This is a genomic window from Algoriphagus sediminis, assembly GCF_030403435.1.
GTDB lineage: Bacteria > Bacteroidota > Bacteroidia > Cytophagales > Cyclobacteriaceae > Algoriphagus > Algoriphagus sediminis.
Genome location: NZ_JAUEPH010000010.1, coordinates 12,110 through 36,986 on the forward strand (window position 1 = coordinate 12,110; position 24,877 = coordinate 36,986).

At 41.5% G+C, this 24,877-nt stretch carries 22 protein-coding genes; 11 read left to right on the top strand and 11 right to left on the bottom strand.

Annotation, left to right across the window (positions count from 1 at the left end; genetic code table 11):
* Positions 1–85 precede the first annotated feature (85 nt).
* The gene (locus tag QVH07_RS17250) at positions 86–835 is read left to right on the top strand and encodes a DeoR/GlpR family DNA-binding transcription regulator (protein ID WP_290002925.1); all 750 of its coding nucleotides are present in this window, start codon (positions 86–88) and stop codon (positions 833–835) included.
* Here the strand turns inward: QVH07_RS17250 and QVH07_RS17255 are convergent.
* From QVH07_RS17255 to QVH07_RS17275, 5 genes are all read right to left on the bottom strand, one after another.
* Positions 816–2,912, bottom strand: coding sequence for an acylase (locus QVH07_RS17255; protein WP_290002931.1), 2,097 nt, complete (start codon positions 2,910–2,912; stop codon positions 816–818). The two genes, QVH07_RS17250 and QVH07_RS17255, sit on opposite strands and share 20 nt — an antisense overlap.
* Before the next feature lie 77 nt (positions 2,913–2,989).
* Entirely contained in the window at positions 2,990–3,367 is a 378-nt protein-coding gene (locus QVH07_RS17260; RefSeq protein ID WP_290002933.1) for a heavy-metal-associated domain-containing protein, read from the bottom strand.
* A 5-nt stretch (positions 3,368–3,372) separates the two neighbouring features.
* Positions 3,373–5,586: a TonB-dependent receptor gene (locus tag QVH07_RS17265; protein WP_290002936.1), complete on the bottom strand. Its 2,214-nt coding sequence runs from the start codon at positions 5,584–5,586 to the stop codon at positions 3,373–3,375.
* A 57-nt stretch (positions 5,587–5,643) separates the two neighbouring features.
* Complete coding sequence (locus tag QVH07_RS17270; RefSeq protein WP_290002939.1) at positions 5,644–6,021, bottom strand: HYC_CC_PP family protein; 378 nt, start codon at positions 6,019–6,021, stop codon at positions 5,644–5,646.
* Positions 6,022–6,101: 80 nt separating this feature from the next.
* Positions 6,102–7,091, bottom strand: coding sequence for a c-type cytochrome (locus QVH07_RS17275; RefSeq protein WP_290002942.1), 990 nt, complete (start codon positions 7,089–7,091; stop codon positions 6,102–6,104).
* 128 nt (positions 7,092–7,219) lie between these two features.
* On the opposite strand from QVH07_RS17275, the gene QVH07_RS17280 reads away from it, so the two are divergent.
* The 8 genes from QVH07_RS17280 to QVH07_RS17315 all read left to right on the top strand — a co-directional run bounded on the left by QVH07_RS17280 (position 7,220) and on the right by QVH07_RS17315 (position 18,511).
* On the top strand, positions 7,220–8,638 hold the full coding sequence (locus QVH07_RS17280; RefSeq protein ID WP_290002945.1) for an amidohydrolase: 1,419 nt from the start codon (positions 7,220–7,222) through the stop codon (positions 8,636–8,638).
* Positions 8,639–8,704: 66 nt separating this feature from the next.
* On the top strand, positions 8,705–10,987 hold the full coding sequence (locus QVH07_RS17285; RefSeq protein WP_290002948.1) for a patatin-like phospholipase family protein: 2,283 nt from the start codon (positions 8,705–8,707) through the stop codon (positions 10,985–10,987).
* Between the two features lie 92 nt (positions 10,988–11,079).
* A complete protein-coding gene (locus QVH07_RS17290) occupies positions 11,080–11,616 on the top strand; it encodes a gluconate 2-dehydrogenase subunit 3 family protein (RefSeq protein ID WP_290002949.1) in 537 nt (178 codons plus the stop codon).
* 4 nt (positions 11,617–11,620) lie between these two features.
* Positions 11,621–13,318 carry a GMC oxidoreductase gene (locus QVH07_RS17295; RefSeq protein WP_290003014.1) on the top strand — a complete coding sequence of 566 codons (1,698 nt, stop codon included), beginning with the start codon at positions 11,621–11,623 and terminating at the stop codon, positions 13,316–13,318.
* Positions 13,319–13,404: 86 nt separating this feature from the next.
* Positions 13,405–14,646 (top strand): hypothetical protein, encoded by a 1,242-nt coding sequence (locus QVH07_RS17300; RefSeq protein WP_290002953.1) that lies wholly within the window; start codon positions 13,405–13,407, stop codon positions 14,644–14,646.
* Positions 14,647–14,715: 69 nt separating this feature from the next.
* Positions 14,716–15,636 (top strand): C1 family peptidase, encoded by a 921-nt coding sequence (locus QVH07_RS17305; protein WP_290002954.1) that lies wholly within the window; start codon positions 14,716–14,718, stop codon positions 15,634–15,636.
* Positions 15,637–15,922: 286 nt separating this feature from the next.
* Positions 15,923–17,344, top strand: coding sequence for a sulfatase (locus QVH07_RS17310; protein WP_290002956.1), 1,422 nt, complete (start codon positions 15,923–15,925; stop codon positions 17,342–17,344).
* 69 nt (positions 17,345–17,413) lie between these two features.
* Complete coding sequence (locus tag QVH07_RS17315) at positions 17,414–18,511, top strand: Gfo/Idh/MocA family protein (protein ID WP_290002958.1); 1,098 nt, start codon at positions 17,414–17,416, stop codon at positions 18,509–18,511.
* Positions 18,512–18,513: 2 nt separating this feature from the next.
* Here the strand turns inward: QVH07_RS17315 and QVH07_RS17320 are convergent, their stop codons facing one another.
* Genes QVH07_RS17320 through QVH07_RS17335 form a run of 4 tightly spaced genes read right to left on the bottom strand, consistent with a single transcriptional unit; the run spans position 18,514 to position 21,834 of the window.
* Entirely contained in the window at positions 18,514–19,668 is a 1,155-nt protein-coding gene (locus QVH07_RS17320) for a retropepsin-like aspartic protease (protein ID WP_290002961.1), read from the bottom strand.
* A gap of 8 nt (positions 19,669–19,676) precedes the next feature.
* The gene (locus QVH07_RS17325; protein WP_290002964.1) at positions 19,677–20,048 is read right to left on the bottom strand and encodes a VOC family protein; all 372 of its coding nucleotides are present in this window, start codon (positions 20,046–20,048) and stop codon (positions 19,677–19,679) included.
* 40 nt (positions 20,049–20,088) lie between these two features.
* Positions 20,089–21,186, bottom strand: a complete 1,098-nt coding sequence (locus QVH07_RS17330; RefSeq protein ID WP_290002967.1) for a Gfo/Idh/MocA family protein — start codon at positions 21,184–21,186, stop codon at positions 20,089–20,091.
* Between the two features lie 3 nt (positions 21,187–21,189).
* Positions 21,190–21,834, bottom strand: coding sequence for a DinB family protein (locus QVH07_RS17335; RefSeq protein WP_290002970.1), 645 nt, complete (start codon positions 21,832–21,834; stop codon positions 21,190–21,192).
* A gap of 178 nt (positions 21,835–22,012) precedes the next feature.
* On the opposite strand from QVH07_RS17335, the gene QVH07_RS17340 reads away from it, so the two are divergent.
* Both QVH07_RS17340 and QVH07_RS17345 read left to right on the top strand, forming a co-directional pair.
* Positions 22,013–22,297, top strand: a complete 285-nt coding sequence (locus QVH07_RS17340; RefSeq protein ID WP_290002974.1) for a hypothetical protein — start codon at positions 22,013–22,015, stop codon at positions 22,295–22,297.
* A gap of 36 nt (positions 22,298–22,333) precedes the next feature.
* Positions 22,334–23,968, top strand: a complete 1,635-nt coding sequence (locus tag QVH07_RS17345) for a M28 family metallopeptidase (RefSeq protein WP_290002976.1) — start codon at positions 22,334–22,336, stop codon at positions 23,966–23,968.
* Between the two features lie 13 nt (positions 23,969–23,981).
* Here QVH07_RS17345 and QVH07_RS17350 read toward each other — a convergent pair whose 3' ends face one another.
* Complete coding sequence (locus QVH07_RS17350) at positions 23,982–24,437, bottom strand: DUF4231 domain-containing protein (protein ID WP_290002980.1); 456 nt, start codon at positions 24,435–24,437, stop codon at positions 23,982–23,984.
* Complete coding sequence (locus QVH07_RS17355) at positions 24,430–24,870, bottom strand: hypothetical protein (RefSeq protein ID WP_290002982.1); 441 nt, start codon at positions 24,868–24,870, stop codon at positions 24,430–24,432. The genes QVH07_RS17350 and QVH07_RS17355 overlap by 8 nt, the downstream gene beginning before the upstream one ends.
* Between the last annotated feature and the right edge of the window lie 7 nt (positions 24,871–24,877).

The window sequence follows — 24,877 nt, forward strand, 5'->3', positions numbered from 1 at the left end:
CATTGCGATAAATTGCTGGTTTTTCCATCATTTTTAAAAACCTGCATTTTTTTGCTATTTTTCCGAAAATACCAAATAACCACCCATGCTTAAAGAAGAAAGGCAGAAATACATTCTCGATCAGGTCCATTTACATCACCGGGTTCTTTTGAATGATCTCACTGAAGAACTCAAGGTTTCTATCGACACGGTGAGAAGAGATGTTAAGGAGTTGGCCCAGCAAAAGAAAGTGAAGAAAGTCCACGGAGGAGCCACTTCATTTGGTTTTATGAATTTCACCAAGGACGAGAGTAATATTTACCTGCAGTCTAAGAAAATTAAGATTGCTGAGAAAACAATCCCTTTGCTCACTGAAGGGCAGGTCATTTTAATGAGCGGAGGCACCACCAATATGGAAGTAGCTAAGCTTATCCCTAAAAAGCTTCCTTTGACAGTTTTTACTCCAAGTTTGCACGTAGCTGTCGAGCTACTGGAGCATCCTGAGGTTGAGGTGATTTTCCTTGGTGGCAAGCTTTTGCATGAGGCTAAATTTGCTGTGGGCGGAACGGTAGTCAACACACTTTCTCAGCTTAAAGTGGATACCTGCATTTTAGGAACGGGCTACTTAGATGCAGAACACGGCCTTACGGAGTTTGATTGGGAGGTGATTCAGGTGAAGCAAGCTATGATCCGGGCTGCTAAAAAGACCATTATCCTATCTGTATCGGATAAGCTTCATTCGGTACAGAAATACAAGACCTGCGATATGACAGAAGTCGATACTTTAGTTACGGAGCTGAAACCTGAAGACGAAATGCTCGATTCTTTCAGGCCATTTAATCTCGAGTTGGTTTAGAGCCGGGGTGATAAATGGATTTGGCATTTTGGTAAACCAAGGCTTTATCCAAGGTCATAGGCTTTAACTCTTGCTTCAAGAACAATTCCATCTGATCATCGAAATGTGGACTTTCTGGTTTGTTACTCGCTCCAAAAACATTCACCGTTTCAATTTTGGGTAGACCTTCTCCAAATTTCACCATCATGATATAAGACTCTCCTTGTACTCCCTTTCGCATTCCATTTTCCCACGGCTGGCTTCGCATGGCGGTGATTACATCATCTATGCCCCAGAGGGGCAAAGCCTTTTCACCTCTTACCAACTTCTGATATTCACCCAGCTCGACTATTTCCTTTCCAAAAAAAGTTTGAAAATGTTCTTTTGCTGCCATTAAACCTTCAGCAGCCTCCTCCTCTGTCAAAGTGGTCTCCCAACTCCTGCCCAGTTCCTCAAACTTATCCCACCAGTAATAGTATTGAAAAGCGAAAAGAGCCGCTCCTTCACTTTCTACTCCTGATTTTTTATCCCAGGCTTGAATGACTTTGATGTGTTGTTTGATCTCTGGGTATTTTTTAGGGTTCAAAGTAAAGAGAGACTCCATATTTGTTCGATAAGCCAGGTTTTCTGGAAGCTGACCATCGTATTTTATGCGTTTGAAATCCTCATAGCTAATTTTGGTACTGTCATCCATAAGCTCGCGAAAACGAGTTGACCGATTGTTGTCACGTCTGAGATAATCCATACCCTTTGGATAGTCTTCAGGATTCATATTATTCATAAATCCACTTGCGAGAAAGGGGGAATGATTTGTATTGAATAGGTAACCTGATTCTGGGTTGATTTGCTGTGGAAGATCATCGAAATCATAATAGCTATCCCAGATTGCTTTTTCAGTGTTTCCAGCTACAGTTCCTGTGAAATCTATCTCCGGGTTACGCTTTGGTAAAAGGCCATTGCTTACATAAAAAATACTATCATGCTTGTCTGCATATACTGTATTAAAGCTGGTTAGTTGCATTGCAGACATCGCTTTACGAAACTCTGTAAGATTACTCGCCTTATTCATCCTCCACCATTGTTCGGGCGCTCCGATTCTATCAAGCACTCCCATTCGGATTGAAAAGGCTCCTTGGTCCGTGACCAAGGTCGGGCCATAGATACTTTTCCAAACAGATTTAGGCACAGGAATGGTGATTAGGTCCCAAAGTTTCACTTTCAGCCAAACTGTTCGCTTCTCCAATTCCAGCCATTCTCCATCCACCAAATATTGATTTTCATCATCTGGATTGATCTGCAGCTGGAAGACATCCAATAGATCAGGGAAATTTACCGTGTGGGCCCAACCTAAATTTTCATTGACGCCATGAAAAATCATGGCTCCACCGGGAAAAAGTCCACCTAAAATATTCCAGCCTTCTTCGGAGTGAAGATGAGCTTCGTACCATGCCACAGGCCCTTCTAGAGGCTGATGAGAATTAATGGCTAAAAAACTTTCCTCTGTATCGGTTCTGGAGGAATGAACGGCTATCGCATTTGAACCCTTCGGATTTAAGTCAATAGGGGCCTGATCCACTGTGCCTTCTACAATCTGTGTAACTGCCCGATCTGCTCCTGACATTTGGGCCAAAGAAAGAATATAAGCTGCAGTGATTTCTTTGGTCGTAACTGGAAAAGCATCCTTAAGTAAAACTTCTTCCGGATGGTGATAGGCGTAATCATTCATTCCGGCTGCATATCCCTCCAAAACTCTTTTGAACTCCTCCGAAAATGTAGTTTCGTATTTGGCTTCAGCCAACTCTCTGGTTTCAAGAAGATGGCCAAAGAAATCTGCTGCAGCTCCTGCCTCCCCAAAGACCCTTCCTGCCATTCTTTTTCCTGCAAGAAGAGTTGTCTGAATGGTTTTAAAATCATCCTCCGCATGTGCCCAAGCCAACCCATATGCTACATCTTCGTCCTTGGTGCCAAAAATATGCGGTACTCCATACTCATCTCTGACGATCTCTACCTGGCTCACATCCCATCCACTGGGCTGTAAATTCGAACTGCAGGAAGCTAAAAAGATTAAAGGAAGAAAAATGAAAGTGTACTTTTTCATAAGGAGATTTTGTGGAATATGGGTCAAAAATAAAAAAGCCATTCAGTAAACTCTGAATGGCCTTAACAATTCTCGGATTAATTTCCGTCTCCTTTTTTCTTTTTGTGTTTGGAATGGTCTACCTCATCTGAATGGGCACCATCTTTACAGCATTCGTCAAGTTTTGCATAAGCCTTCGGGTCACGCATCACACTGTCCGCATTATATCCAACCTTTGCAATTCTTTGTCGAAGAATTTCAGGGCTGGTTTTAGAGTCAAGGTAGGCAATGTTCAGTACCATCGTTTCTAAATCAAGATTTACGGACTTTACCCCTTTTTCGAATGTGAGGTCTTTTTCAAGAGTATTTTTACACATCTCACAGACTGCCGAAGTTTTTATTCCTATGGTCTTGATTTGGGCATGCGCCAAAAAGCCGAATGATGCAATTAGGATGGTTAGAATTACTTTTTTCATATTCTTTAGTTTTTGATTTTATATCTGATTCCAGCGTAGATCACCCTACCAGCTATCGGACCCCAAGTCATTGATGCATCAAAGTTGGGACCGAATGGATTCTCAGGGTCAACGATTGGATTTTCTTGTTTGAAATTTAAAATATTTTCTCCTCCCAGGTAAATATTTCCCCATCGGAAACCTCTGGAAACCTGGGCATTGAGCATGAAGAAATCAGGGGATTCAGGTGGAAGTTGGAACTCTACGGGGCTATCACTGGTGTCTGGTAATCGCATTGGACCATTCCAGTTTAATGTCATATCTGCTTTCCATTTTTCATAATTAGTGGCATAGGCCATGTTTAGAAAAAACCTATCCTGACTCTGAAATGGCACTTGTCTCAAAATTCCATCTGTGGTCATTTTGTTCTGGTAGTTTTTATAGGCTGCTTTGACGTCTAGTTGCTCTGTCAATGGATAGCTCACTTCGAGTTGAAAGCTTTGTCCGAAGGACTCTCCCTGAAGATTATTGATGACTAATAGATCGGAGCTTATGTCCTGATCATAGACCAGCTGATTCTCAAAATCCGTGTAGAAATAGTCTGCCACAAGAGTCAATGGTCTACTATCCAACATAAAATTGGCCGAAAGACTAACTCCTGTATTCCATGACACTTCCGGCTTTAGATCTGACAAGAATTGGATTTCTCTGGAAGAAACCCAGATCATGCTATTTTCCATGAGTGCATTCGGAGTCCGATAGCCTTTACCTACAGAACCCCGAAGGGTTAGATTAGGTGTAAATGCCCATCTGGCATGTGCTCTCGGAGTAAAGTAAGTTCCAAAGAGGTTATGGAAATCCGTCCTTGCTCCTACCACCAAAGTAAAATCATCACTCGGGATATAATTATACTCAAAGAAAAGCCCTGGTACTTTTTCAGTACGAACAAAAGTAGAGTCCAATCCTCCTTCATTTCCAGCATCAAAACCTTCATTGAATTCATCATAAAGGAAACTCGCACCGGTCTTGTACTGGTGGAAACTATTTCCGATGATGTTTTGATATATGAAGTTACCGTAAGCCGAAGTCTGCTCTCCAGAATACAGCCTTCTTCCAGCCCCACCATCAAAATCCTGATAGGAAAGCGAATATTGGAAACCCCAGCTTTGAGTTGGTTTGGCAGGGTAAATCATTCCGATTTTACCAAATAGCTCTGCCTTTTTGGTATTCAACTGGTAGCCATACATAGGACTTGTGGATAAGTCATCTCCAAAATCAAAGCCCAACTGCCCACCCGCTTGCTGTGCTGTGAAAATATTGAAGCCTATTTGAGCCATCAGTCTATCTCCCTCATACTTATATCGATTAAGTAAATTGATTTGACGGCTTTTTGGGATATCCATGAATCCATCTCCATTGCCTTCAATTTCTGAGGTAAGTTGATCCGCATGGAAAAGAATCCCGGAGCTCCATTTATCAGAAATTTGGATTTGACGATTTGTATTGAGCTCCAGCCGGCCAAAAGAATTCAGGTAAGCATTCAGGTACCATTTATCCATGGTCTCTGGTTTGAAAAGTTCAACATTAATTTGGCCAGCCATGGATTCGTAACCATTAATCACTGAACCGGCTCCTTTACCCACATCGATGGATTGAATCCAGGTTCCTGGCACATAGGCTAAGCCCTGTCTGGAGTTCAGGCCTCTAATATTCGGAATGCCTTCTCGACTGATCAGAGTGTATCGGCCGTCCAGACCCATCATTTGAATCATTTTGGTACCCGTGATGGCATCAGCATAAGAAACATCCACTGAGGCATTGGTTTCAAAGCTTTCTGAGAGGTTACAGCAAGCTGCCTTTTGCAGTTCTGCCTCAGTAATCAGAATATTCAGAAATGGCGCTTCTTCTACCACTCCATCGGATTGACCTCGGACCACAACTTCATCCATGGCCTCGTCTGATTCTTGCATTAGAATGACCATTTCCTCACTAAAAACAGGCTCGAGAGTGTCAGTCTGATAGCCCAAATAGGAAACGATCAGCCTATCCTCAGGTAGAATGTTGTCGAGAATAAAATGGCCAGAGTTATCCGTGATCGCACCAAAAGGTTTATCCATAACCTTTATACTCACTCCGATAAGTTCACCCTCAGAATCAGAGGTGACCTTACCACGGACCGAGTTTTGTGCCCAAAGAACAATTGGGCAAAACAGTACTATTAATAAGATTTTGTATTTCATAAGATTTGCTTGTAAAACAATGATTTCACTCCCAGAAGGGGCCGAAAACAAGCAATCTTATATTAGGAAGGTTTGGAAAAGTATTTGATAATCTGGAATAGGAACACTCTCATTTTCTAAACTGAAAGCGCTTTTTTGAATGTCCTTTTCTATTCCCGAGGATAAGACAATAGTATAAGCAAGAAGGAAAGAGGGACTGACCTTTAAGTCTATTTTTGTCTTACCGAAAAAATCATCGGCATCTGCCTGAGCAATTTGATCCTCGCAGCAATCCTTGGGGGCCTTTTCCTTATCACCACAGCAATGATCCTTTTGCACATTCACTCCAACATTTGTAGAGACTAATTCTTCACCACAAAAATGAGATGCCATGGTCAGATTCACCTGACCCATGAGGAATATCATTAAAAGTGATATGGAAAGAATTTTCTTCATTTCATGCAAAGTTCGAGATTCTATATTTGAATCCCAAACTAGCATGAGAACGAAGGTCACAATTTGAAGGTTTCAAAATTTTAATTTTCGGCTACAGCACCAGCTGTCCATTTGGTGACTGAATTAGGAGAAGGCGCCAAAGTCATGATATAGGCATAAATCGCACTTAGATCACTTTCTTTCATTCCGGCATACATGGTCCAAGGCATTATTGTGTTATAATCACCAGGAGCAACAGGAGGGTTCACATATGAGGAGTCTTCATATTGCTTGAACATTTGTACAAAGTAATCCTCTGTCCAGCCTCCTAAACCATTTTCATGTGGGGTAATGTTTGAAGATAACAAGGTGCCACCTGGCATGACAAAAGATCGTCCACCGGTAAAGGATAGTTCTGGAATGATTGCTCCCTGCGCATCGACGGGAGTATGACACTCTGCACAGCCCGCGGCATTTACAAGATAAGATCCATATGCTATTTGATCCGAAGGGTCTGGTCTTTTTGTTGGTTCGCCATCTTTAGGAACAGAACGGATTATAAAATTCACAGGAAAATCGGCTTTGGATTCTGGAATTTCGCTACCCTGGGCCGGTAGTGAACGGATGTAGGCGATGATATCATAAATATCCTCAGGATCCATCTTGCCATAATATTGGTAGGGCATAACTGGAAAAATCGGTTCACCTTCATTGTCTACCCCAGTGGTAATTACCCTAAAGAGTTCCCCATCTGTGTAGTCTGAAATTCCCGTCGGTGTTATGTTTTTAGCATAAAAGACTCCTGGAAAGCCCATCTGATGATCAAATACATCACCACCCTTTCCAAGGGTACCAGCCTTGGGTGGCCCGGCAAATTGCCCAAAGTCTCGTTCGGCATGGCAATCCATACAAAGAGTGACATGATGTGCAAGGTATTTTCCCCGCTCTATCCTCTCGGAAGTGTATTCAATATTCAATTCTTTAGCGGGACTAACCTTTGGAAATCCAAGCTGTAAAAAGGCCAGAATTCCAAGAACTCCGATAATAAAAATAGTTAGTATTATGCCCAGTACTTTAAGTAACTTCTTCATAGTAAGTGGGTTTAAGTTGTTTGGCTTAAAATAAAAATTTAACGAATTCAATTGACATTGGAGGAATTGAGTCTTTTTTTTTCTCGGGAATGGAAGTATTTCTATTTTGCCTGTATAAATACCCAACCATGAAAAAACTGATACTAATTTTCGCTCTGATACCTTTTTTGTCCTTTGGGCAGAGTGAGGTAATTAAAAAACTTGATGAAAAGGCAGAGTTCTACACTGACATAGCTATGCAGCTCTGGAATAATCCAGAATTGGGCTATCTGGAAACTGAGAGTTCAGCTTTGCTTCAGCAAACCTTATCTGATGCAGGCTTCCAGGTAGAAGCGGGAGTAGCTGAAATTCCAACAGCATTTGTTGCAGAATATGGTTCTGGCTCACCAATAATTGGAATTATGGCAGAATTCGATGCTTTGCCTGGAGTTTCTCAAAAAGCGGTTCCTTTCAGGGAGCCAGTGGTAGAAGGTGGAGCAGGACATGCATGTGGGCATCACCTTTTCGGTGCAGCTTCAGTTGCAGCAGCAATAAGTGCCAAGGAATGGCTAGAGGAAAATGGTATGCAGGGTACCATCAGATTATATGGAACCCCTGCTGAAGAAGGTGGTGGAGGAAAGGTTTACATGGCCAAATCCGGGATCATGGATGATGTGGATGCTATGCTACACTGGCATGCCGGATCTGGAAATAGTGCTATCGCAGCCTCTTCTCTTGCAAATATTTCTACCAAATTCCGCTTTTACGGTGAAGCTTCTCACGCTGCTGCCGCGCCAGAAAGAGGGCGATCGGCCCTGGATGGAGTTGAGGCTATGAACTTCATGGTAAATATGCTTCGCGAGCATGTTCCTCAGGAAACCAGGATGCATTATGTGATCACACGTGGTGGTGAGGCCCCAAATGTGGTTCCTGCTTTTGCTGAGTCCTATCATTATGTAAGACATCCAGACGCAAGGAAAGTGAAGGAAATTTTTGATCGTATGGTAGAGATAGCTGAAGCTGCTGCGAAGGGCACCAATACAGAAATGGAATACGAGATTATCAACGGGGTCTATAATATTTTACCAAACGAGACTCTTTCTAAATTCATGCATGCAAACCTTGAGAGCATAGGAGGTCTTGAATACACACCAGAAGAAAGAAAGTTCGCTGAAGAAATTATTTCCACTTATCCTCCGGGAGTAATGGTTTCTCCAGATGATGCAGCGGAGATTGAACCTTTTAGGGTGGTTGAACAAGGAACCGGTGGATCTACGGATGTTGGAGATGTAAGCTGGCTGGTTCCAACCGCTGGATTGCGGGTAGCCACTTGGGTACCAGGAACCTCTGCCCATACCTGGCAGGCCGTGGCAGCCGGAGGAATGTCCATCGGTGCCAAGGGGATGATTATAGCAGCGAAAACGCTAAGTCTTACCGCAATAGATTTATTTGAAAATCCAGAGGCTGTAGCACAGGCAAAAGAAGAATTGGAAAGAAGACGAGGAGATGACTTTACCTATCAGGCATTGACTGGAGATCGTAAGCCACCTTTGGACTACAGGAAATAAATGATTCACAAAACCCTATTTGCTCTATTTTTTGCCTTTTTACTGAATTTCCAAGGGTCATTTGGGATGCAGGAAACTAATCTGGTTAATGGCTCCGATAGGCCTAAACTAGGATTGGTACTTAGTGGGGGCGGTGCAAAGGGGATGGCCCATGTGGGTGTGATCAGGGCTATGGAACAGGCAGGGTTGAAGGCTGACTATGTGGTGGGAACCAGCATGGGTTCGGTCGTGGGAGGTTTGTACTCTTTAGGCTATAGCTCGGATGAAATGGAGCAAATCATCCGAAGCATTGACTGGGATCTGATTCTCTCAAACCGGGTGAGTTTTGAGGATATTTCCTTTGAGGAGAAAGAATATTACAATCGTTATCTTCTCGAGTTTCCTGTTATCAATGGCAAACTTTCATTCCCTTCAGGATTGATAGAGGGTCAAACTCTTTCGGATGTGCTCCATTACTATACCTGGCCGGCAAATGGTTACGAATCTTTTGATGATTTCCCTATCCCGTTTAGGTGCGTGGCTACGGACATAAGTACTGGAGAGCCTATTGTATTCGGCTCTGGATATTTACAGGATGCCCTAAGATCCAGCATTGCCATTCCGACAGTTTTTTCACCCTTTGAACTTGAAAATACTTCAGTGGTAGATGGAGGGGTAGTAAATAATTTCCCAGTTGACATTGTCAGGGAAATGGGAGCGGATATAGTGATTGGGGTGAATGTGAGTGATGAAGATTTCTTAAAAGCCGATGAGCTGGAAAGTTTCGCTTCTATACTTATGCAGCTTGCTATGGCGGAATCACTTAGGAAAACTTCAGAGAACATTAAGGACACGGATGTTTATATCAAACCCGATTTAGGTCCTTATTCCACTGGGAGCTTTGGGAATTATGAAGAAATTTTAAGGTTAGGTGATGAGGCTGGTCAAGCTTATTTAGGAAGATTTAAGGAGTTAGCTAAAGAAATCAACATGAATGAGACGACCGAAGGAATTGGCTTTGATCAGGAAAAAATTAAGTTAAACTCTATTTCTGTTAAGGGTAACCGGATAATTTCTGATGCATTGATTTTATCCAAATTTACATTCGAGCCAGGTGAGATGGTTGACCGGGATGATATCAGGTATGGAATTGATATGGTTTTTGGCGTGAATGCATTCTATAAGGTAGATTACTCCCTTACTCCTGTGGGTGAGGATATTTATGATTTGACCATCAATACCAAGGAGAAACCAGCGACCCTTTTAAGCACGGCCTTTCATTATGATAATAGATTTTCTGCAGGGATTTTACTGAATTTTATGGCAAGAGACTGGTTGGGTAAATTGAGTAGATCGGTCTTTTTGGCAGATATTTCAGAGAATCCAAAATTCCGATTTGACTATTATAAATACACGGGAGAGTCCAAAAGATTCGCCTTCAATGGTCGAATAAATTATTTGAATTCTGAGCTTCCACAATTTGAGGAAGGAAGAATTTCAGAAGTAATTGGTGAACGTAATTTTAGGATGGAGGCAAATATGATCTCTACCTCCTCACTCAAGCAAACTTTCTATCTAGGCATGATTTACGAGGTTAGTCGCTCAAGAGCAAAGATAAATGTTAGCGTCCCGGAGGATATCAGAAGTGCGGCTCAGGGTTTTGTCGGTTTAAGGGCTTCATATTACAGGAATTCTCAGAATGACAGAAACTTCCCAACAAAAGGAGCGGAAAGCCTATTTGAGCCTATTTTTCATGTCTCAGACTGGACTACCGTAAGATTGCAGGATGGGGTTGATTCAGTTTTTTTTGATTTTCCAAGTGGGCAGATTGGTATTCCGGCGGATGATTTTGAAGGCTTTGTAGAGGAGCTTGCACCAGACCCTCATCTCACGCTCTATTGGAGGTACTCTAAATTTTTAGGAATAAGTCCGCATGTTCAATTTCAACCCAGACTGGCAACAGGAATCACAGTTGGTTCTTCAGATGGGCTTAAGTCCTTCAATAATTTTTTCCTTGGAGGAATTCAAAATCTACGATTCGTTGACACTCCTGTTTGGGGACTGAGTTACGGGGAAGTTACTACTCCTAATTTTGTAGTGGTGGGCGGGAATTTTCAATTAATCCCCTTTAAAAAAGTTTATATCCGCGCAGGTGCGAATTGGCTAGGATACAGTGATTATGTTTCTTTAAGTGATGAAGGATTTCCAGATAGGATTTTCCAGGATGATAATTTCTTTGGTTATGGTGCAGATATCTCTTATCAATCTATTATTGGGCCAATTACGATCGGCATATCAAGTAACTCAAATGATGGTGTCGTTCGGGGTTATTTCTCTCTTGGGTACTCCTTCGCATATTCTGATCGCTAAGACTTGATGAGTTAATTCTTTAAAGCCTTCCGATTTGATTCCCATTTTGCCTTGGAAAAAAGTATATTAAAAAGAATAAGTCAATTTCATTTATGGACAGGAGAAAGTCATTAAAAATTCTAGGGGGTGCTGCAGTGGGTATTTCCGGATTGATATTCGCAGACTGGAAGTGGCAATTGATAGATCAAGCTACTCACGAAGGTTTTTTCACACTGCGCCAAGAACAAATGCTTACGGCCATTTCGGATACCATTATTCCTGAAGGAATACCACCAAAGGTGCCTTCTTCAAATTCTAAACCTATCGGAGCTTTAAGTACCGGGACTGACAAATTTTTGATCCGGCTCTTCGAACATTGCTATGAATCTGAAGATCAGGAATTGATTAAAAAACAACTGGATCAGCTCAAATCAGAGGGTTTTTTATCGGCAGAAAAAGGAAAGCGAGAAGAAATGCTTCTATCCTTGTCTAATTCTGAAGATGAAGAAAAGACGAAGTTTTTTGACATAATAAAATCCGAAACTATCCGTGGGTTCACCACAGCAAAAGAAGTGATGGTTGATTACAGAAATTATCAACTGGCTCCAGGGATGTATAAGGGATGTGAGGATGTAAACCAACAAGCTTAGAATGATGCTGCAAGACTCAAAACAAAAAAGAACATATGATGCCATAGTTATTGGTTCGGGAGCCAGTGGTGGATGGGCCGCTAAAGAGCTCTGTGAAGCAGGTCTAAAAACACTGGTTTTGGACCGGGGGCGAATGGTAAGGCATATCGAAGACTATCCTACAGCATCGAAAAACCCCTGGGATTTCGAATTTCGCGGGTCTATTCCGATTGAGCAAAGATCCGGACTGGCTAGTTGGTCCTGGAAGCGCGAGGAGACAGTGCAGTGGGCAATGACTGAGGACGAGCAGCCAGTGATTTTTGAAAAGCCATTTCGCTGGTGGAGAAGCTACCATGTAGGAGGAAAGTCTCTTTTGTGGGCAAGAGCTACTCAGCGATGGTCAGACTTTGATTTCGAAGGCCCGGCCAGAGATGGTTTTGCGATTGATTGGCCCATTCGGGCAAAGGATCTAAACCCTTGGTATACTTATGTAGAGAGATTTGCAGGTGTTGCAGGAAATAAGGACGGACTTCCCGAATTACCGGATTCGGAAGTGATGCCCGGTTTTGAATTGAGCTGCATTGAGCAATACTACAAAGACCAACTAATCAAAAATTTTGGTGATAGGCATTTGATCCAAGGGCGATGTGCACATCTGACAGATCCTCAGGAAGTTCATCGTCAGCAAGGTAGAAGTCGCTGTATGCATCAGGATATGTGTAATCGTGGATGCGTTTATGGAGGATATTTTAGCTCAAACTCTTCCACTTTGCCATGGGCAGAAAAGACCGGAAACTTAACCGTGCGACCCCAATCAATTGTGCATTCCATTATTTATGATGATGAGAAAGGAAAAGCTACCGGGGTCAAAATCATAGATCGGGATACTGGGAATGAAATGGATTTTTATGCACGAATTATTTTTGTAAATGCTTCAACTATTGCATCCAATGCAATTATGCTAAACTCGAAATCTTCAAGATTCCCAAATGGGCTTGGCAATGACAGTGGAGTCTTAGGTAAATATTTGGCCACGCATAATTACCGAGGCAAAGGTTATGCTACGTTTGAAGGTTTTTTGGATAAAAAGCAGGTTGGAAAGCATGCTGGCCATGCCTATGTTCCAAGGTTTAGAAATGTATTTCAGCAAGACACCGATTTTCTCAGAGGGTATTCTATTGGGATGTCTGGAGGTAGAGGTATGAGCTCTGATACTAGTATGATAGGGGATCAGCTCAGAGATAATCTTTTAAATCAAGAGCTTCGAAATGTCTGGGGTATGGCCGCCTGGATGCAGGGAGAAACTGTGCCGGTGGAAGATAATCATGTGAGACTGAGCGAAGATCAGACCGATAAATATGGCATTCCGAAGATTATCCTTTCTGTAGAATGGAAGGAGAATGATGATAAAATGACAGCGGATTTTGTGGAGCAGCAGACGGAAATGTATGAAAAGGCGGGATTCACAAATATCAATGTGAGTGATTCGGGGGCATTACCAGGCTCGGACATTCATGAAATGGGTGGTGTAAGAATGGGAAATGATCCAAAGGAATCAATTTTGAATAAATGGAATCAGGTTCATGGATGTAAAAATGTGTTCGTTTCCGACGGTGCCTGCATGACAAGCACAAGCACTCAAAACCCGACTTTGACCTTCATGGCCATAACTGCAAGAGCAGCCAATCATGCGATTGAAGAATTGAAAAGGATGAATTTGTAGGTTTTAAAATTACTTAAACCCAATTTAATTAGTTGGTAAACTAAAGGCAAATAGTTAAATTTTAGTTGAAATTAAATTCAACTATTATGAAATCTTCACTTTTAGCCCTCGCTTTCTTACTTTCAATTTCTTTTTCACTTTTTGCTCAGCATCAAAAGAGTGTCATAACAATTAATGACACTGAAATTGATATCAAGTCTGCTGGTTTAAGCGAACGCGTTTTTGGCCAGCCTTTAATTATTCTAGAGCAGGATTTGGCAAGTCCCTTATCATCTCTCGATTTGCTTTTTTCGGAACTCGCCAAAGAAGGGCCGGTCCTTAGCTACGATCGAAGTGATCTCTTTAATTCTGTCGGAAACCCTTCAGAACTTACTTTAGATGGCCATGCTAGGACTTTAAGAAAGTTGCTTTCTGAGATGGGTCAAAGGCCACCTTATATTCTAGTAGGGGATGGTCTGGGAGCCTATTTGGCAAAGAATTTCGTTGCAAATAATCAGGAAGATGTCAGAGGTTTAGTCCTTTTAAATCCAACATCACCCGGTGAGGAAGTCTATTATGAGAACGTTGGGTCTTTAAGTGGTGGAGAGGCTGATATGGAATTATCGAATTACATAAAATCCTTAAGATTGGCTTGCTCAATGAAGGATTTGGGGTTTTTGTCTGAATTAGAAAAAGGGTTGGATTGGGAGAAAGGAATCTCACCAAATCTTCCAATCACTATAATTTTAGGAAAAAAGCTAAATACTTTTTCTTGGAATCCGGGCAATTCAAAAATTCAAAAAACAGACCTACAAGAGGTCATTGACCAAAGAATTGAATACTTTCAAAACCTTACAGAGAAGATGCCGAATTCTAGCCTCTTGGTTACACCTGATTACACACATGGTATGGTTAATTCCTCTCCAATGATCATTAATCTACATGTTCAAAATCTAGTCAGTTTCGATCCTTTAAACCTTATCGCAAAATCTGCCAGAGAAATGAGTTCGCTCGAGTTCAAGCTTTTTATCGAAGGTCTTGAAACCTATATACCGGATTACAAGCTTTCAGAAAGGGGGTTCAATATGATGGGGTATAGTCTTATGAGATCAGACTTGAATGAAATGGCTTTGATTATATTTGAACACAACCTGAAGAAAAATCCAAATTCGGCGAATGTTTATGATAGCTATGGAGATGGACTTTTTGCTCTTGGGAGAGTGGAGGAATCTTTAGATGCCTATCAGAGAGCAGTTGCTTTAGGTACATTTGAAAGGCACAGTGATCTTGGGCTATTTATTAAGAATCTGAAAAAAGCTGAAGAAGCTTTGGCAGAAACAAACGATTAAACCTCATTTTTCTTTCTCCGACAAGATTCACCCATTGTTCCTTTTGTAAAATTGTATCCAAATAAATTAATGAAAAGAAGTCTATTTTTATTTTTGGCTGTTTCAATTTTAGCTAGTTGTCAAGATGAAACCGTCATCCTGGTCCCAATTGATCCACTGACCGTAGAATCTGAGGTTTTCGTGTCAGATTCTGGTGAGGAGTTTTTCATGGGGGCTTTGACAAGTTTTTGTTATGGGTTTGCAGGAAGCGCAAATATTCATGAAAATTCACTGGTGGATTATCCCATTCCGGATAACCTGCCTTCTGAAGTTGATTTAAGTAATTTCCTTCCGCCTGTTGGCAACCAGGGGAGGCTCCCTTCTTGCACAGCATGGGCTACAACTTATTATGGGCGGAGTCTTCAAGTGAATATTCAAAATGCTGCCCGAACCAATAAAAAAGTGGCTTTCAGTCCTTCATTCATTTATAACCAAATGACGGAAGGGAATAATTGTATTCCAACTTCAGTTCAATTTGCTATGGAAAAATTGGTAAGTGAAGGGGCTTTGGGGTTGGATTTATTCCCTTATCAGGCGGAGGGTTGCGATGAATTACCAAAGGAAGAAAACCAAATTTTGGCTCAAGAATATCGTCTGAATGGATTCAAGGTTTTGACTGGAGAAAATATGATTTCAGAAATGAAAGCCCTTTTAAATGATCAAAACCCGGTGGTGATCACGATGGGTTTGGACCTGGAATTTGGAAAAAAAGATGATGCCGGACTCTCCGCATATAGACCTCATCGAGTAGTCCCAAAGGATATTCAGGGTGCCCATGCCATGTTAGTAGTGGGGTATTCAGATGAAAATAATGCCTTTAAAGTGGTGAACTCCTGGGGTGAAGGCTGGGGAGATGCTGGATTTTTCTGGGCAGACTATGACGCTTTTGAAGATGTCTTGAATCCAGATAAGGAGTTTCGAGTTCTCTGTGAAGCCGTGGTTGGGTTTTAGTAAAGGCATAAAAAAAGCGGTAAAGCCGCTACATTTTTTTAGTGGTGCAGAGGAGGGGACAGACCCAACTTCTGCCCCTGACCTCTGTCTGATTGTTAAACACAAAATCCGACCTAACACCACATAGATCGATTTCTGATTTCTTAACGATAAATTTGTAAGCGATAGTTGCATAAAATAATTAAACATTTTTATGCAAATCATTAATCTCAGAATCCAGTCAGATTTGGAGGAAAAAAGTTTACAAAAATCTCTGATTAGCCTCCGGATTTTTTGATATTGATCTATGCGAAGACTCTTTTTAGGCTTAATCACTCTTTTTCTATGGCATTTTTCATATGCCCAAATTCCTGAAAAGTTCAACATTGTTTTGATTCATGTAGATGATTTGGGATGGACGGATATCGGGGCCTTGGGCTCAGATTTTTATGACACTCCCAATATTGACAGACTTGCCGAAGAAGGAGTTTTATTTACAAATTCTTATGCCGCTGCTGCAATTTGCTCTCCCACTAGGGCAGCACTTCTAACTGGCAAATACCCGGCTAATCTTGGCATTACAGATTGGATCAGGGCGAAGTTCCAAGGTGCTTCAACTTCAGGTGAACCAGAAGATTATGAGGAATTTGAAGATAAACCATTGAAAACTCCTACAATTCAAGGCTTCTTACCTCTGGAGGAAAAGACAATAGCGGAGTATTTGAAACCTTTAGGATACCGAACCCTTCATGTTGGCAAATGGCATCTAGGTGAAGAAGGTTTTCATCCTGAGGACCAAGGTTTCGATGTGAATATTGGAGGGAATGATCTGGGTCAGCCCCCAAGTTATTTTGATCCATATAAACCTAGTGAGCCAAGAGAATTTTATGAGATTACCACACTTGAACCCAGAAAAGAGGGAGAGTTTTTGACCGATCGGGAGGGAGATGAGGTGGTTAATTTTATCGAGAAAAATAGTCATGGGCCTTTTTTTGTTCATTATGCTCCCTATGCCGTTCATACTCCGATTATGGGGCCACCTGAACTTGTTGAAAAATATGAAAGTAAACCAAAAGGCAAGCAGGAAAATCCTGTATATGCTGCCCTGGTGGAGTCTGTCGACAGGAATGTAGGCAAAATTATATCCTCTCTTGAAGCGAATGGACTAAGAGAGAAAACCATGATTATTTTCACATCCGACAATGGTGGATTGATAGGAAACCCAGATCGTCCTATTACGAATAATTCTCCTCTAAGATCCCAAAAAGGATATCCTTACGAAGGAGGTATTCGGGTTCCAACTATCGTGAGTTTTCCTGGTATTGTGAAAGATGGAGTGAAAGAAGAAAGTCCAATTATTTCCATGGATTGGCTGCCTACAATTTTGGATATGTTAGAACAGCCTATTCCAGAGAATGGGTTGGTAGGAAAAAGCTTGAAACCGCTTCTGACTTCCAGAACAGCAAAGTTAGAAGACCGGGATTTGTTCTGGCATTTCCCTCATTATCGGGGAAGCGATGTGGTTCCTTATGCTATAATACGATCCAGAAATTATAAGTTGATCTATTACTTTGATGGAAGTCAGGCAGAGCTTTATGATTTGAAATTTGACCTGGCAGAGACAAATAATATAATTAATTCAAGACCCTTGATAGCTACAGATCTCGCTCGGAAAATAGAAATTTGGCTTAATGAGTCCGGTGCCAGATTGCCCATAGAAAAGAATTAGAGTCATCATCCTTGGTTAATCCTGAGGATTTGTATATTATTTATTATCAATTATTTAACCTGATTTCTCATGAGTAATTTTTCACGAAGGGATACCCTAAAAACTATTTCACTAATGGCTGGGGCGAGTTTAGTTTCACCTTATAGCCTTTTCTCGAAAACAAGAAAAAACAATGGTCTTGGAGTAGCTCTGGTTGGGCTGGGCTATTACAGTACAGACTTGCTGGCTCCTGCCTTGCAACAAACCCAGCATTGTCATCTGGCGGGTATTGTGACTGGGACACCTGCAAAGGAAAAAATATGGCAGGACAAATATGGAATCTCTGAGGCTAATACTTACAACTATGACAACTTTGAGGAGATCAAGAATAACCCGGACATAGATGTGATTTATATCGTGCTTCCACCTTCCATGCATATGGAATACGTGGTTAGGGCAGCTGCAACTGGTAAACATGTCTGGTGCGAAAAACCGATGGCCATTACCACAGAGGAATGTCAAACCATGATAGATGCCTGTAAAGATGCAGGAGTTAGTTTAGCCATTGGCTACCGCTGTCAGCATGAACCCAATACTTTGGCCTTCCAGAAAATCATCAAGGAAAAAACGCTGGGAGAAGTGGTAGGGATAGATTGTGCAGCTGGATACAGAGATAACAGGACGGACCATTGGAAGCAGAAAAAGGAAATGGGTGGAGGTGTGATTTATGATATGGGTGTTTATCCGATTCAAGGATTGAGATTGGGATCTGGAATGGAGCCCATCGCTGTTCGCTCAGCCAAAGCTTGGACGGATCGTCCAGAAATCTATAAAAATGGATTAGCTGATAATGTTGAGGCAGTATTGGAATTTCCAGGAGGGGTGATTGGAAAAATGAAAACTTCCTTTGCGGAGCAATTCAATTACCTTGATATAGAATGTGAAAAAGGAACCATTGAAATGGAACCCTTCTCATCGTATGCGGGCAACAAAGGTAAAAGTCCCCTTGGAGAAATTAATTTCCCGTATGAACAGCCCTGGCAGCAAGCAAACCAAATGGACCAGGATTCTCTTGCTATTATGGCTGGAAAAGCCATGCGGGTACCCGGAGAAGAGGGCTTGAGGGATATCCGGATAGTTCAGGCGATTTTGGCGTCAGCCGAAACCGGGAAGCCAGTTAAAATTTAGGTCTATTTAAGTTTGGACTTTCCAAACGTAAACCTTTCACCATCCTTTGTCTCTATGGTCATGGTTTTCTCATCGTAAGTGAAATACCATTCTACGAAATCACATTCATTGGAAAACCGGCTGGTAGGCTGTCCATTTATAGATACCACCTCTTCACCAATTTCGATCTGGTCAAAATCCTGATCGTCTTCAAGCGACTTTCCACTCACAATAACTTCCCCTTTGGAGTATTGAAGATTTAATAAAAATGGATCTTTAAACTCTGATTGGGAGCGAAGATCAAGATAGTATTTTGAGTCTGAATTGTTAATAATGGTTTTATGACTGATAGCTTTAAAAAAGCCTATACCAAGTTTGGTCGATTTGGTCTCAAAAAAATCAATAGGTATGTCATAAATCTCATAGCCAGCTAAGTCTAGAGTGTCGACCAGGACCACCGTGGTTTCATCCATAGCCTGGCTAATAGCACCCGTAGAAAGGGATATATTTTTATTCACCCGGCCCATGTTTTCCTTATTTGCCAGGTAGGTCTGAACCAAATTTGACCCATTATCAATGTCAAGAATTCTCGTATAGCCCGTATCTATTAGGACTTTGGAGAGTTTCATCCCTCCAAAAGACACGGTGGTGAATGGTCGGTAGTTTTCATACTTTACGTCTAAAGCAAGATAGTCTTCCTTCACTTCAAAGGGCTTCAGCGAAACACTTATTTCCATTTTATCAAAATCAATCACCCAGTTGATTAGCTTAATCACGTTTGATCCAAGCAGGTAATAATTTTGGCAGGATAGATAAGGCATTTCAGTCACAAGGACCTTAGGATTTGTGATTCGCATTCCACCTATGTTCATCACATCCGTGTATCCGGTTCTGACCTTCTTTGTATTGTTATTAGAATCTCTGATGGTCATTCTTTTTCCTTTGACTTCTATGCGACCATCATCAGCAAAGGATTTCCCTGCCAGACCTAACGCGGCTCCGGTGTCGAACACGAAATTGGCCTGTTTTCCATTTAGTTTTCCTTCAAAAACAATTAGTCGGGATTCCATATGAAATGGAAAAGTGTATACCGTATCTTCCTTACTGTTTTTTTGGCTGAAGGCGGAAGAAAAGGTAACCGTCAGAATCAGAACGGAGTAAATGACTTTACGAAGCATTTGGTCACTCAGATATGTTGGTCGATTAGAATTCCATTTCCATCTGGGTCAAAGACCAAAATACTTCCTGGACCTGTCCCAGAAGGGTCTGCCTCCTGCGCTAGTGGAATTCCTTTAGACTTTAGTTCGGCTTGGATTTTTCTGACGTCATCAAAGTCTTCAAGAGTTTGGGCATCCTGATCCCATCCGGGATTAAATGTCAAAATATTGTTTTCAAACATCTCATGAAATAGACCGATCAATGTCTTTTCATTTTTCATGATGAGATAATTCATCGATTCATCTCCTCCAAACTTGGTAAATCCAAGGTTCTCATAAAATTTTTTAGAAGCCTCAAGGTCTTTCACAGAAAGACTGATAGAGAAAGCGCCGAGTTTCATATTACCAGATTTTAGTTTCTATTAAGATAATCAAGTTCTATTATTTTTCCTCCAAGAAGATAGTCTGATGGGTCTGTGCACTTTCCTTAGCGGCATCCAGAATTTCCATCACCATCATATTATTCTCAAGGGAATAAACATCGAATTCTGGTATGCCTATTTCTCCTTTGACTGCTGCAGTTAGGAAAAGAAAAGGATCTCGATAGGGATTATTCAGCTCTGGTAAATCATAAATGGTTTCATCAAACCCGTCATAACCTTCAGCCATTCTAACTCTAAGTTGATTTCTATTGTCAGAAAAGATGGCTCCAGTCAAACCATAGATTTCCATGTCTTTTCGCCCTATGGGCCAATTCCAGGAGGCCTGTATAATCAATTGTGAGTTTGGGTATTGAACGATGATGGTTGCCTCATCTTCCACTTTTGGATTATTTTCAGGTTGGAGCTGCTGGGTGATCGCCGTGACAGCGAGGGGTTTCTCACCATTTGTTAACCAAACCATGAGATTTGCACCATAGCATCCAAAATCAGTCAAGCTACCTCCGCCATTAAGTTTAGGATCGGTCAGCCATTCTAGAAACTCGCCGTTCACTCCGATCTTTTTGGGCCCGCGATGACCATCCCGAACAATTACTTTTCTGATCTCCCCAATCTGATCAGACTCGTATAGCTCTTTGGCTTTGTGGTTACTTGGGTACCAACTCGTTTCGTAATTTGTAAGAAGCAGGATCTTATGTTCCTTAGCTAGCTTTTCCATTTCCAGAGCATGTTCCATGGAAACAGCTAAAGGTTTTTCTACCATCACATGAATTCCCTTAGGAGCCGCCTGCTGAACTACCTCTAAGTGTGAATAGGTATCCCCAAAAGCTGTAATGGCTTCTGGATTAATTTCGGCCAGCATCTCTTTTAGACTTGGATAAAGAAGATCGTTAGAAATATTAAAATCGCTCAGCAATTGATTTGCTAAGTCAGTATTTGACTCTGAAATACCGATGATTTCAATAGTTCCTTTTCTATGAGCATCCAGCACCCAACCCACATGTCCATGTGTTAATCCCGCGACTCCTATTTGGAGTTTTTCCTGTGCGGATAATATGATTGGAAAAAGGACTAAAGTAAGAAGGAGTAGTTTTTTCATTTCTTAAGTCAAAGTTTTTCCAACCCTTGTTCTCAAAATCCGCATCTGACCTCCATGGTTTGATTCATGCTCACAGACATGGAACCATTTCCAATAGGTGTTCACTTCCTGGCCGGGTTGAGACCATACTTCATCGATAGCAAGTAGCCACTCATCATCATATTCTTTAAGTGTTTCCAGCGTTTCCTCTCTGACCTCAGTCATGATATCCAGGTAGTGCTGAGCAGTATGTCCTTTGATTTTTTTCCCTTCTTTGCCCAAGCGCATGGCTGCACCCCAGATTTTATCCTCCTGTTTATTGAATTCCTGTTTTCCATGGAAGCTATTTAATTGGTAGAATTTATCTGTGGCGGCAAGGTGCAGTAGTAATGCTCCTATGGAATTAGAATCTTCATCCATTTGCCAGTCCAGCTCTTCCACACTTAGGTCTTTCACCGTATTCACTATGGTGTGCCTCATATAGTTCAGCATAGCCACCATGGCTCCGATTTGAGGAGAGTATCCTGTCCTTGGTCCTATTACTAATAAGGCTTCGCTAGGTTTTGCTTTTGGTGCTGCGGTAGCAGCAAAGCCAAGGGTCGAGAGGCCTGCAGTGTAGGTGAATGCCTTCTTTATAAACTCTCTTCTGTAGTGGAAATGATCCTTCATGGGATATAAATTTGTCTGGTATGGAAGTTCAGAATTCTGGAGTTCTGATCAAAAATCTTGACAATTTTTAGTTCCATAATTCCATCTTTAAAATCAAGAAAACCAATCGCTCAGTAAGAAAATGAAACATTGTTGCACTGGAATTTTGCTAAATTTCAAATAATCAAACTCCAGTAAAATGAAACCATTTCTAAAGAATTCCCTGCTATTTTTGTTTTTGATAGTTCTCATGAGTTCTTGTGCAGAAGCCGTCGATATTGAGGACTGTGTAGTAGACGAACCTTACGGGTTTTTCGGGGGATTGTGGCACGGCTTTATTGCTCCTTTCAGTTTTATTCTAAGCATCTTTATGAGCGATGTGGCCATGTATGCTGTGAACAACAATGGATTCGTTTATGACCTTGGTTTTGTACTAGGTGCCGGAATTTTATTTGGCGGAAGTGGCAAAGCCAGCTCAAGGTAAATCAATTAGCAGATCTTAAAATCAACCAAAAAATAAATGAAAGAATTACGATTTTTCATACCCATTCTCTTTTTGTTAGCCGCTTGTGGTCCGACTGAAAAGGAACCTTACATTTTTCAGGCTTCAGATATGGATAAACATATGGAAGTACTGGCCTCAGATGAGTTTGAGGGAAGAATGCCATTTTCTGCAGGCGAAGAAAAAACCATCCAATATCTGGAAGATCAGTTCAAGCTTTTTGGTTTGGAACCTGGAAATGGAAACTCGTATTACCAGGATGTTCCTCTTGCCTCTGTTACAAGCATAGCCGCTCCGACCATGACTGTGAGTTCAGCGGATGAAACTATCACCCTTGAGGGGAAGAAGGACTATGTAATCTGGACACAAAGGACTGAAGAAATTTCCTTTGAAGATGCGGAAATTGTATTTGTAGGGTTTGGTATTGTTGCTCCGGAATATGGATGGAATGATTACAAAAATATTGATGTAAAAGGTAAAATCGCCATGATGTTGGTGAATGATCCTGGGTTTGGGACCGAAGATGAAACCTTTTTCAAAGGGAATACAATGACCTACTATGGCAGATGGACTTATAAATACGAGGAGGCTATTCGCCAGGGTGCTTTGGGAGTGTTGATTGTACATAATACCATACCGGCCGGCTATGGCTTTAATGTGGTTCAAAACCGATGGAATGCAGAGCAGCTTTACCTTGACGATCGGCAGGAGGAAAATTATAAACTGGGTTTTGAAGGTTGGGTGACTTTGCCTACAGCAAATAAGCTTTTTGAAATGGCTGGTATGAATGAACGTGAGATGCTTGCCAAAGCCCGAAAAGCTGATTTTCAAGCTATCTCCATGAATCTGAATGCGAGTTCATCGCTAACTGTAGATGCGAAATATGACGTTTCAAAAAATGTGATTGCTAAAATTGAGGGGGCTACTAGACCCAATGAATATATCATTTACACAGCGCATTGGGATCATTTGGGAATAGGAACACCAGATGAAACTGGAGATTCGATTTATAATGGCGCCTTGGATAATGCGTCGGGTACTGCTGCTTTATTAGCTTTGGCCAAAGGCTTCTCAGAATCCGAGAGACCTGAGCGAACCCTCGTTTTCCTTGCAGTCACTGCAGAGGAGCAGGGACTCTGGGGTTCGCTTTACTATGCTTTAAACCCAGTTTTTCCAAAGGAGCAGACAGTAGCCAATATCAATATGGACGGAGTGAATCCATATGGAAGTATGAAGGATGTCTCAGTGATCGGGCAGGGGCAAAGTGAGCTTGAGGACCTCCTCGATGTGGAGCTAAAGAAGGTTGGGAGATATGCCTCACCGGACCCTACACCGACTGCAGGATACTATTTTAGATCGGATCATTTTAGCTTCGCCAAAGTTGGAATTCCTGCTTTATACTTTCAAAACGGAATAGATCATGTAGAAAAGGGTAAAGAATACGGTCAGCAAAAAGAAGATGAGTATGTTCAGCTCTATTACCACAAACCTTCAGATGCATATGATCCTGAAACTTGGGATTTTTCTGGAGCGGTAGATGATGTTCAGCTGCTTTATAACATCGGTATGAATCTCGGAAATTCAGAAATATGGCCTGGTTGGAAAGACGGCTCTGAATTTAAAGCAATTCGGGAAGGATACATGAAAAAGTGATTTTCTTGCTTCTTTAAAGGATATCTCTTAATCCAGACTGATGCTCTTTGGATACCTTTCGCATGTTTTGACCCCAATTATTATTCTCATGTGAAATCATGGCTTCTACTCGCTCCACAAAAAGCTTTAGGGGCTCAGGTTCATCATAGGGTATACTTCGGCCAAGAAATAAATACTTTTCCTGCTGAAGGTTTTCAGCAGTGGTCCGATATTGGATCCAGTTTTCCTGAAATTTATACAAGCTTAAAATCCCGGAAATGATGGCGATGATGGCCCCGAGCAGAGGAATCAAATACTGCAAATACAAACCACTTTTCCCTATGAAAATGCCGGACAGCGTAATTAGGGCAGCAGCTATGAGCTGGACTAGTTGACACCTTCTGTACCAGGTTTTATTAATGGCACTTTTGCGATCAAACCATTGGATCTGATCTTCCACTCTTTCTTCAAGATATTCAGTTTCACTCATATTTGATCTGATTTTTCGGGTCTAAAAGCTCTTGGATCACACCGGTTCTCAGTTGGTATTCCATTGGTGTGATCCAAGAGTCTATGGTTCCATAAGTCTTTTCAATCTCTGCTAAGGTTTGGCCTAAGCTTTTATAATATTGAAGTAGTTTAGAGTTTGAAGGATCGAGTCCATACCCACGACACCAAACCAGAAAATCTTCACTTTCCTTGTATTCTTCAAGTGCATCGAAGACCAGCCAAATAGCCATTAATGGAGTATCGGGCGAAAAGTCGTGATATTCATCCTGGATGAAAATCTGCCAAACTCTGCTCTTTGTTCTTAATTCAATCCAAAAATTATAATCATCCATTATTTCAGATTTTTGGAAATGAGTGGGTTTACTCCTTAGCAATTGCTGAAGTCTGGCTATTGGCTTGGAAACTTCCGACATGCTTGAA

What these genes read in the sequence shown, in the direction of transcription:
- QVH07_RS17250 (WP_290002925.1), top strand. Translation starts at nt 86, where the DNA reads ATGCTTAAAGAAGAAAGGCAGAAATACATTCTCGATCAGGTCCATTTA.
- QVH07_RS17255 (WP_290002931.1), bottom strand. Translation starts at nt 2,912, where the DNA reads ATGAAAAAGTACACTTTCATTTTTCTTCCTTTAATCTTTTTAGCTTCC.
- QVH07_RS17260 (WP_290002933.1), bottom strand. Translation starts at nt 3,367, where the DNA reads ATGAAAAAAGTAATTCTAACCATCCTAATTGCATCATTCGGCTTTTTG.
- QVH07_RS17265 (WP_290002936.1), bottom strand. Translation starts at nt 5,586, where the DNA reads ATGAAATACAAAATCTTATTAATAGTACTGTTTTGCCCAATTGTTCTT.
- QVH07_RS17270 (WP_290002939.1), bottom strand. Translation starts at nt 6,021, where the DNA reads ATGAAGAAAATTCTTTCCATATCACTTTTAATGATATTCCTCATGGGT.
- QVH07_RS17275 (WP_290002942.1), bottom strand. Translation starts at nt 7,091, where the DNA reads ATGAAGAAGTTACTTAAAGTACTGGGCATAATACTAACTATTTTTATT.
- QVH07_RS17280 (WP_290002945.1), top strand. Translation starts at nt 7,220, where the DNA reads ATGAAAAAACTGATACTAATTTTCGCTCTGATACCTTTTTTGTCCTTT.
- QVH07_RS17285 (WP_290002948.1), top strand. Translation starts at nt 8,705, where the DNA reads ATGCAGGAAACTAATCTGGTTAATGGCTCCGATAGGCCTAAACTAGGA.
- QVH07_RS17290 (WP_290002949.1), top strand. Translation starts at nt 11,080, where the DNA reads ATGGACAGGAGAAAGTCATTAAAAATTCTAGGGGGTGCTGCAGTGGGT.
- QVH07_RS17295 (WP_290003014.1), top strand. Translation starts at nt 11,621, where the DNA reads ATGCTGCAAGACTCAAAACAAAAAAGAACATATGATGCCATAGTTATT.
- QVH07_RS17300 (WP_290002953.1), top strand. Translation starts at nt 13,405, where the DNA reads ATGAAATCTTCACTTTTAGCCCTCGCTTTCTTACTTTCAATTTCTTTT.
- QVH07_RS17305 (WP_290002954.1), top strand. Translation starts at nt 14,716, where the DNA reads ATGAAAAGAAGTCTATTTTTATTTTTGGCTGTTTCAATTTTAGCTAGT.
- QVH07_RS17310 (WP_290002956.1), top strand. Translation starts at nt 15,923, where the DNA reads ATGCGAAGACTCTTTTTAGGCTTAATCACTCTTTTTCTATGGCATTTT.
- QVH07_RS17315 (WP_290002958.1), top strand. Translation starts at nt 17,414, where the DNA reads ATGAGTAATTTTTCACGAAGGGATACCCTAAAAACTATTTCACTAATG.
- QVH07_RS17320 (WP_290002961.1), bottom strand. Translation starts at nt 19,668, where the DNA reads ATGCTTCGTAAAGTCATTTACTCCGTTCTGATTCTGACGGTTACCTTT.
- QVH07_RS17325 (WP_290002964.1), bottom strand. Translation starts at nt 20,048, where the DNA reads ATGAAACTCGGCGCTTTCTCTATCAGTCTTTCTGTGAAAGACCTTGAG.
- QVH07_RS17330 (WP_290002967.1), bottom strand. Translation starts at nt 21,186, where the DNA reads ATGAAAAAACTACTCCTTCTTACTTTAGTCCTTTTTCCAATCATATTA.
- QVH07_RS17335 (WP_290002970.1), bottom strand. Translation starts at nt 21,834, where the DNA reads ATGAAGGATCATTTCCACTACAGAAGAGAGTTTATAAAGAAGGCATTC.
- QVH07_RS17340 (WP_290002974.1), top strand. Translation starts at nt 22,013, where the DNA reads ATGAAACCATTTCTAAAGAATTCCCTGCTATTTTTGTTTTTGATAGTT.
- QVH07_RS17345 (WP_290002976.1), top strand. Translation starts at nt 22,334, where the DNA reads ATGAAAGAATTACGATTTTTCATACCCATTCTCTTTTTGTTAGCCGCT.
- QVH07_RS17350 (WP_290002980.1), bottom strand. Translation starts at nt 24,437, where the DNA reads ATGAGTGAAACTGAATATCTTGAAGAAAGAGTGGAAGATCAGATCCAA.
- QVH07_RS17355 (WP_290002982.1), bottom strand. Translation starts at nt 24,870, where the DNA reads ATGTCGGAAGTTTCCAAGCCAATAGCCAGACTTCAGCAATTGCTAAGG.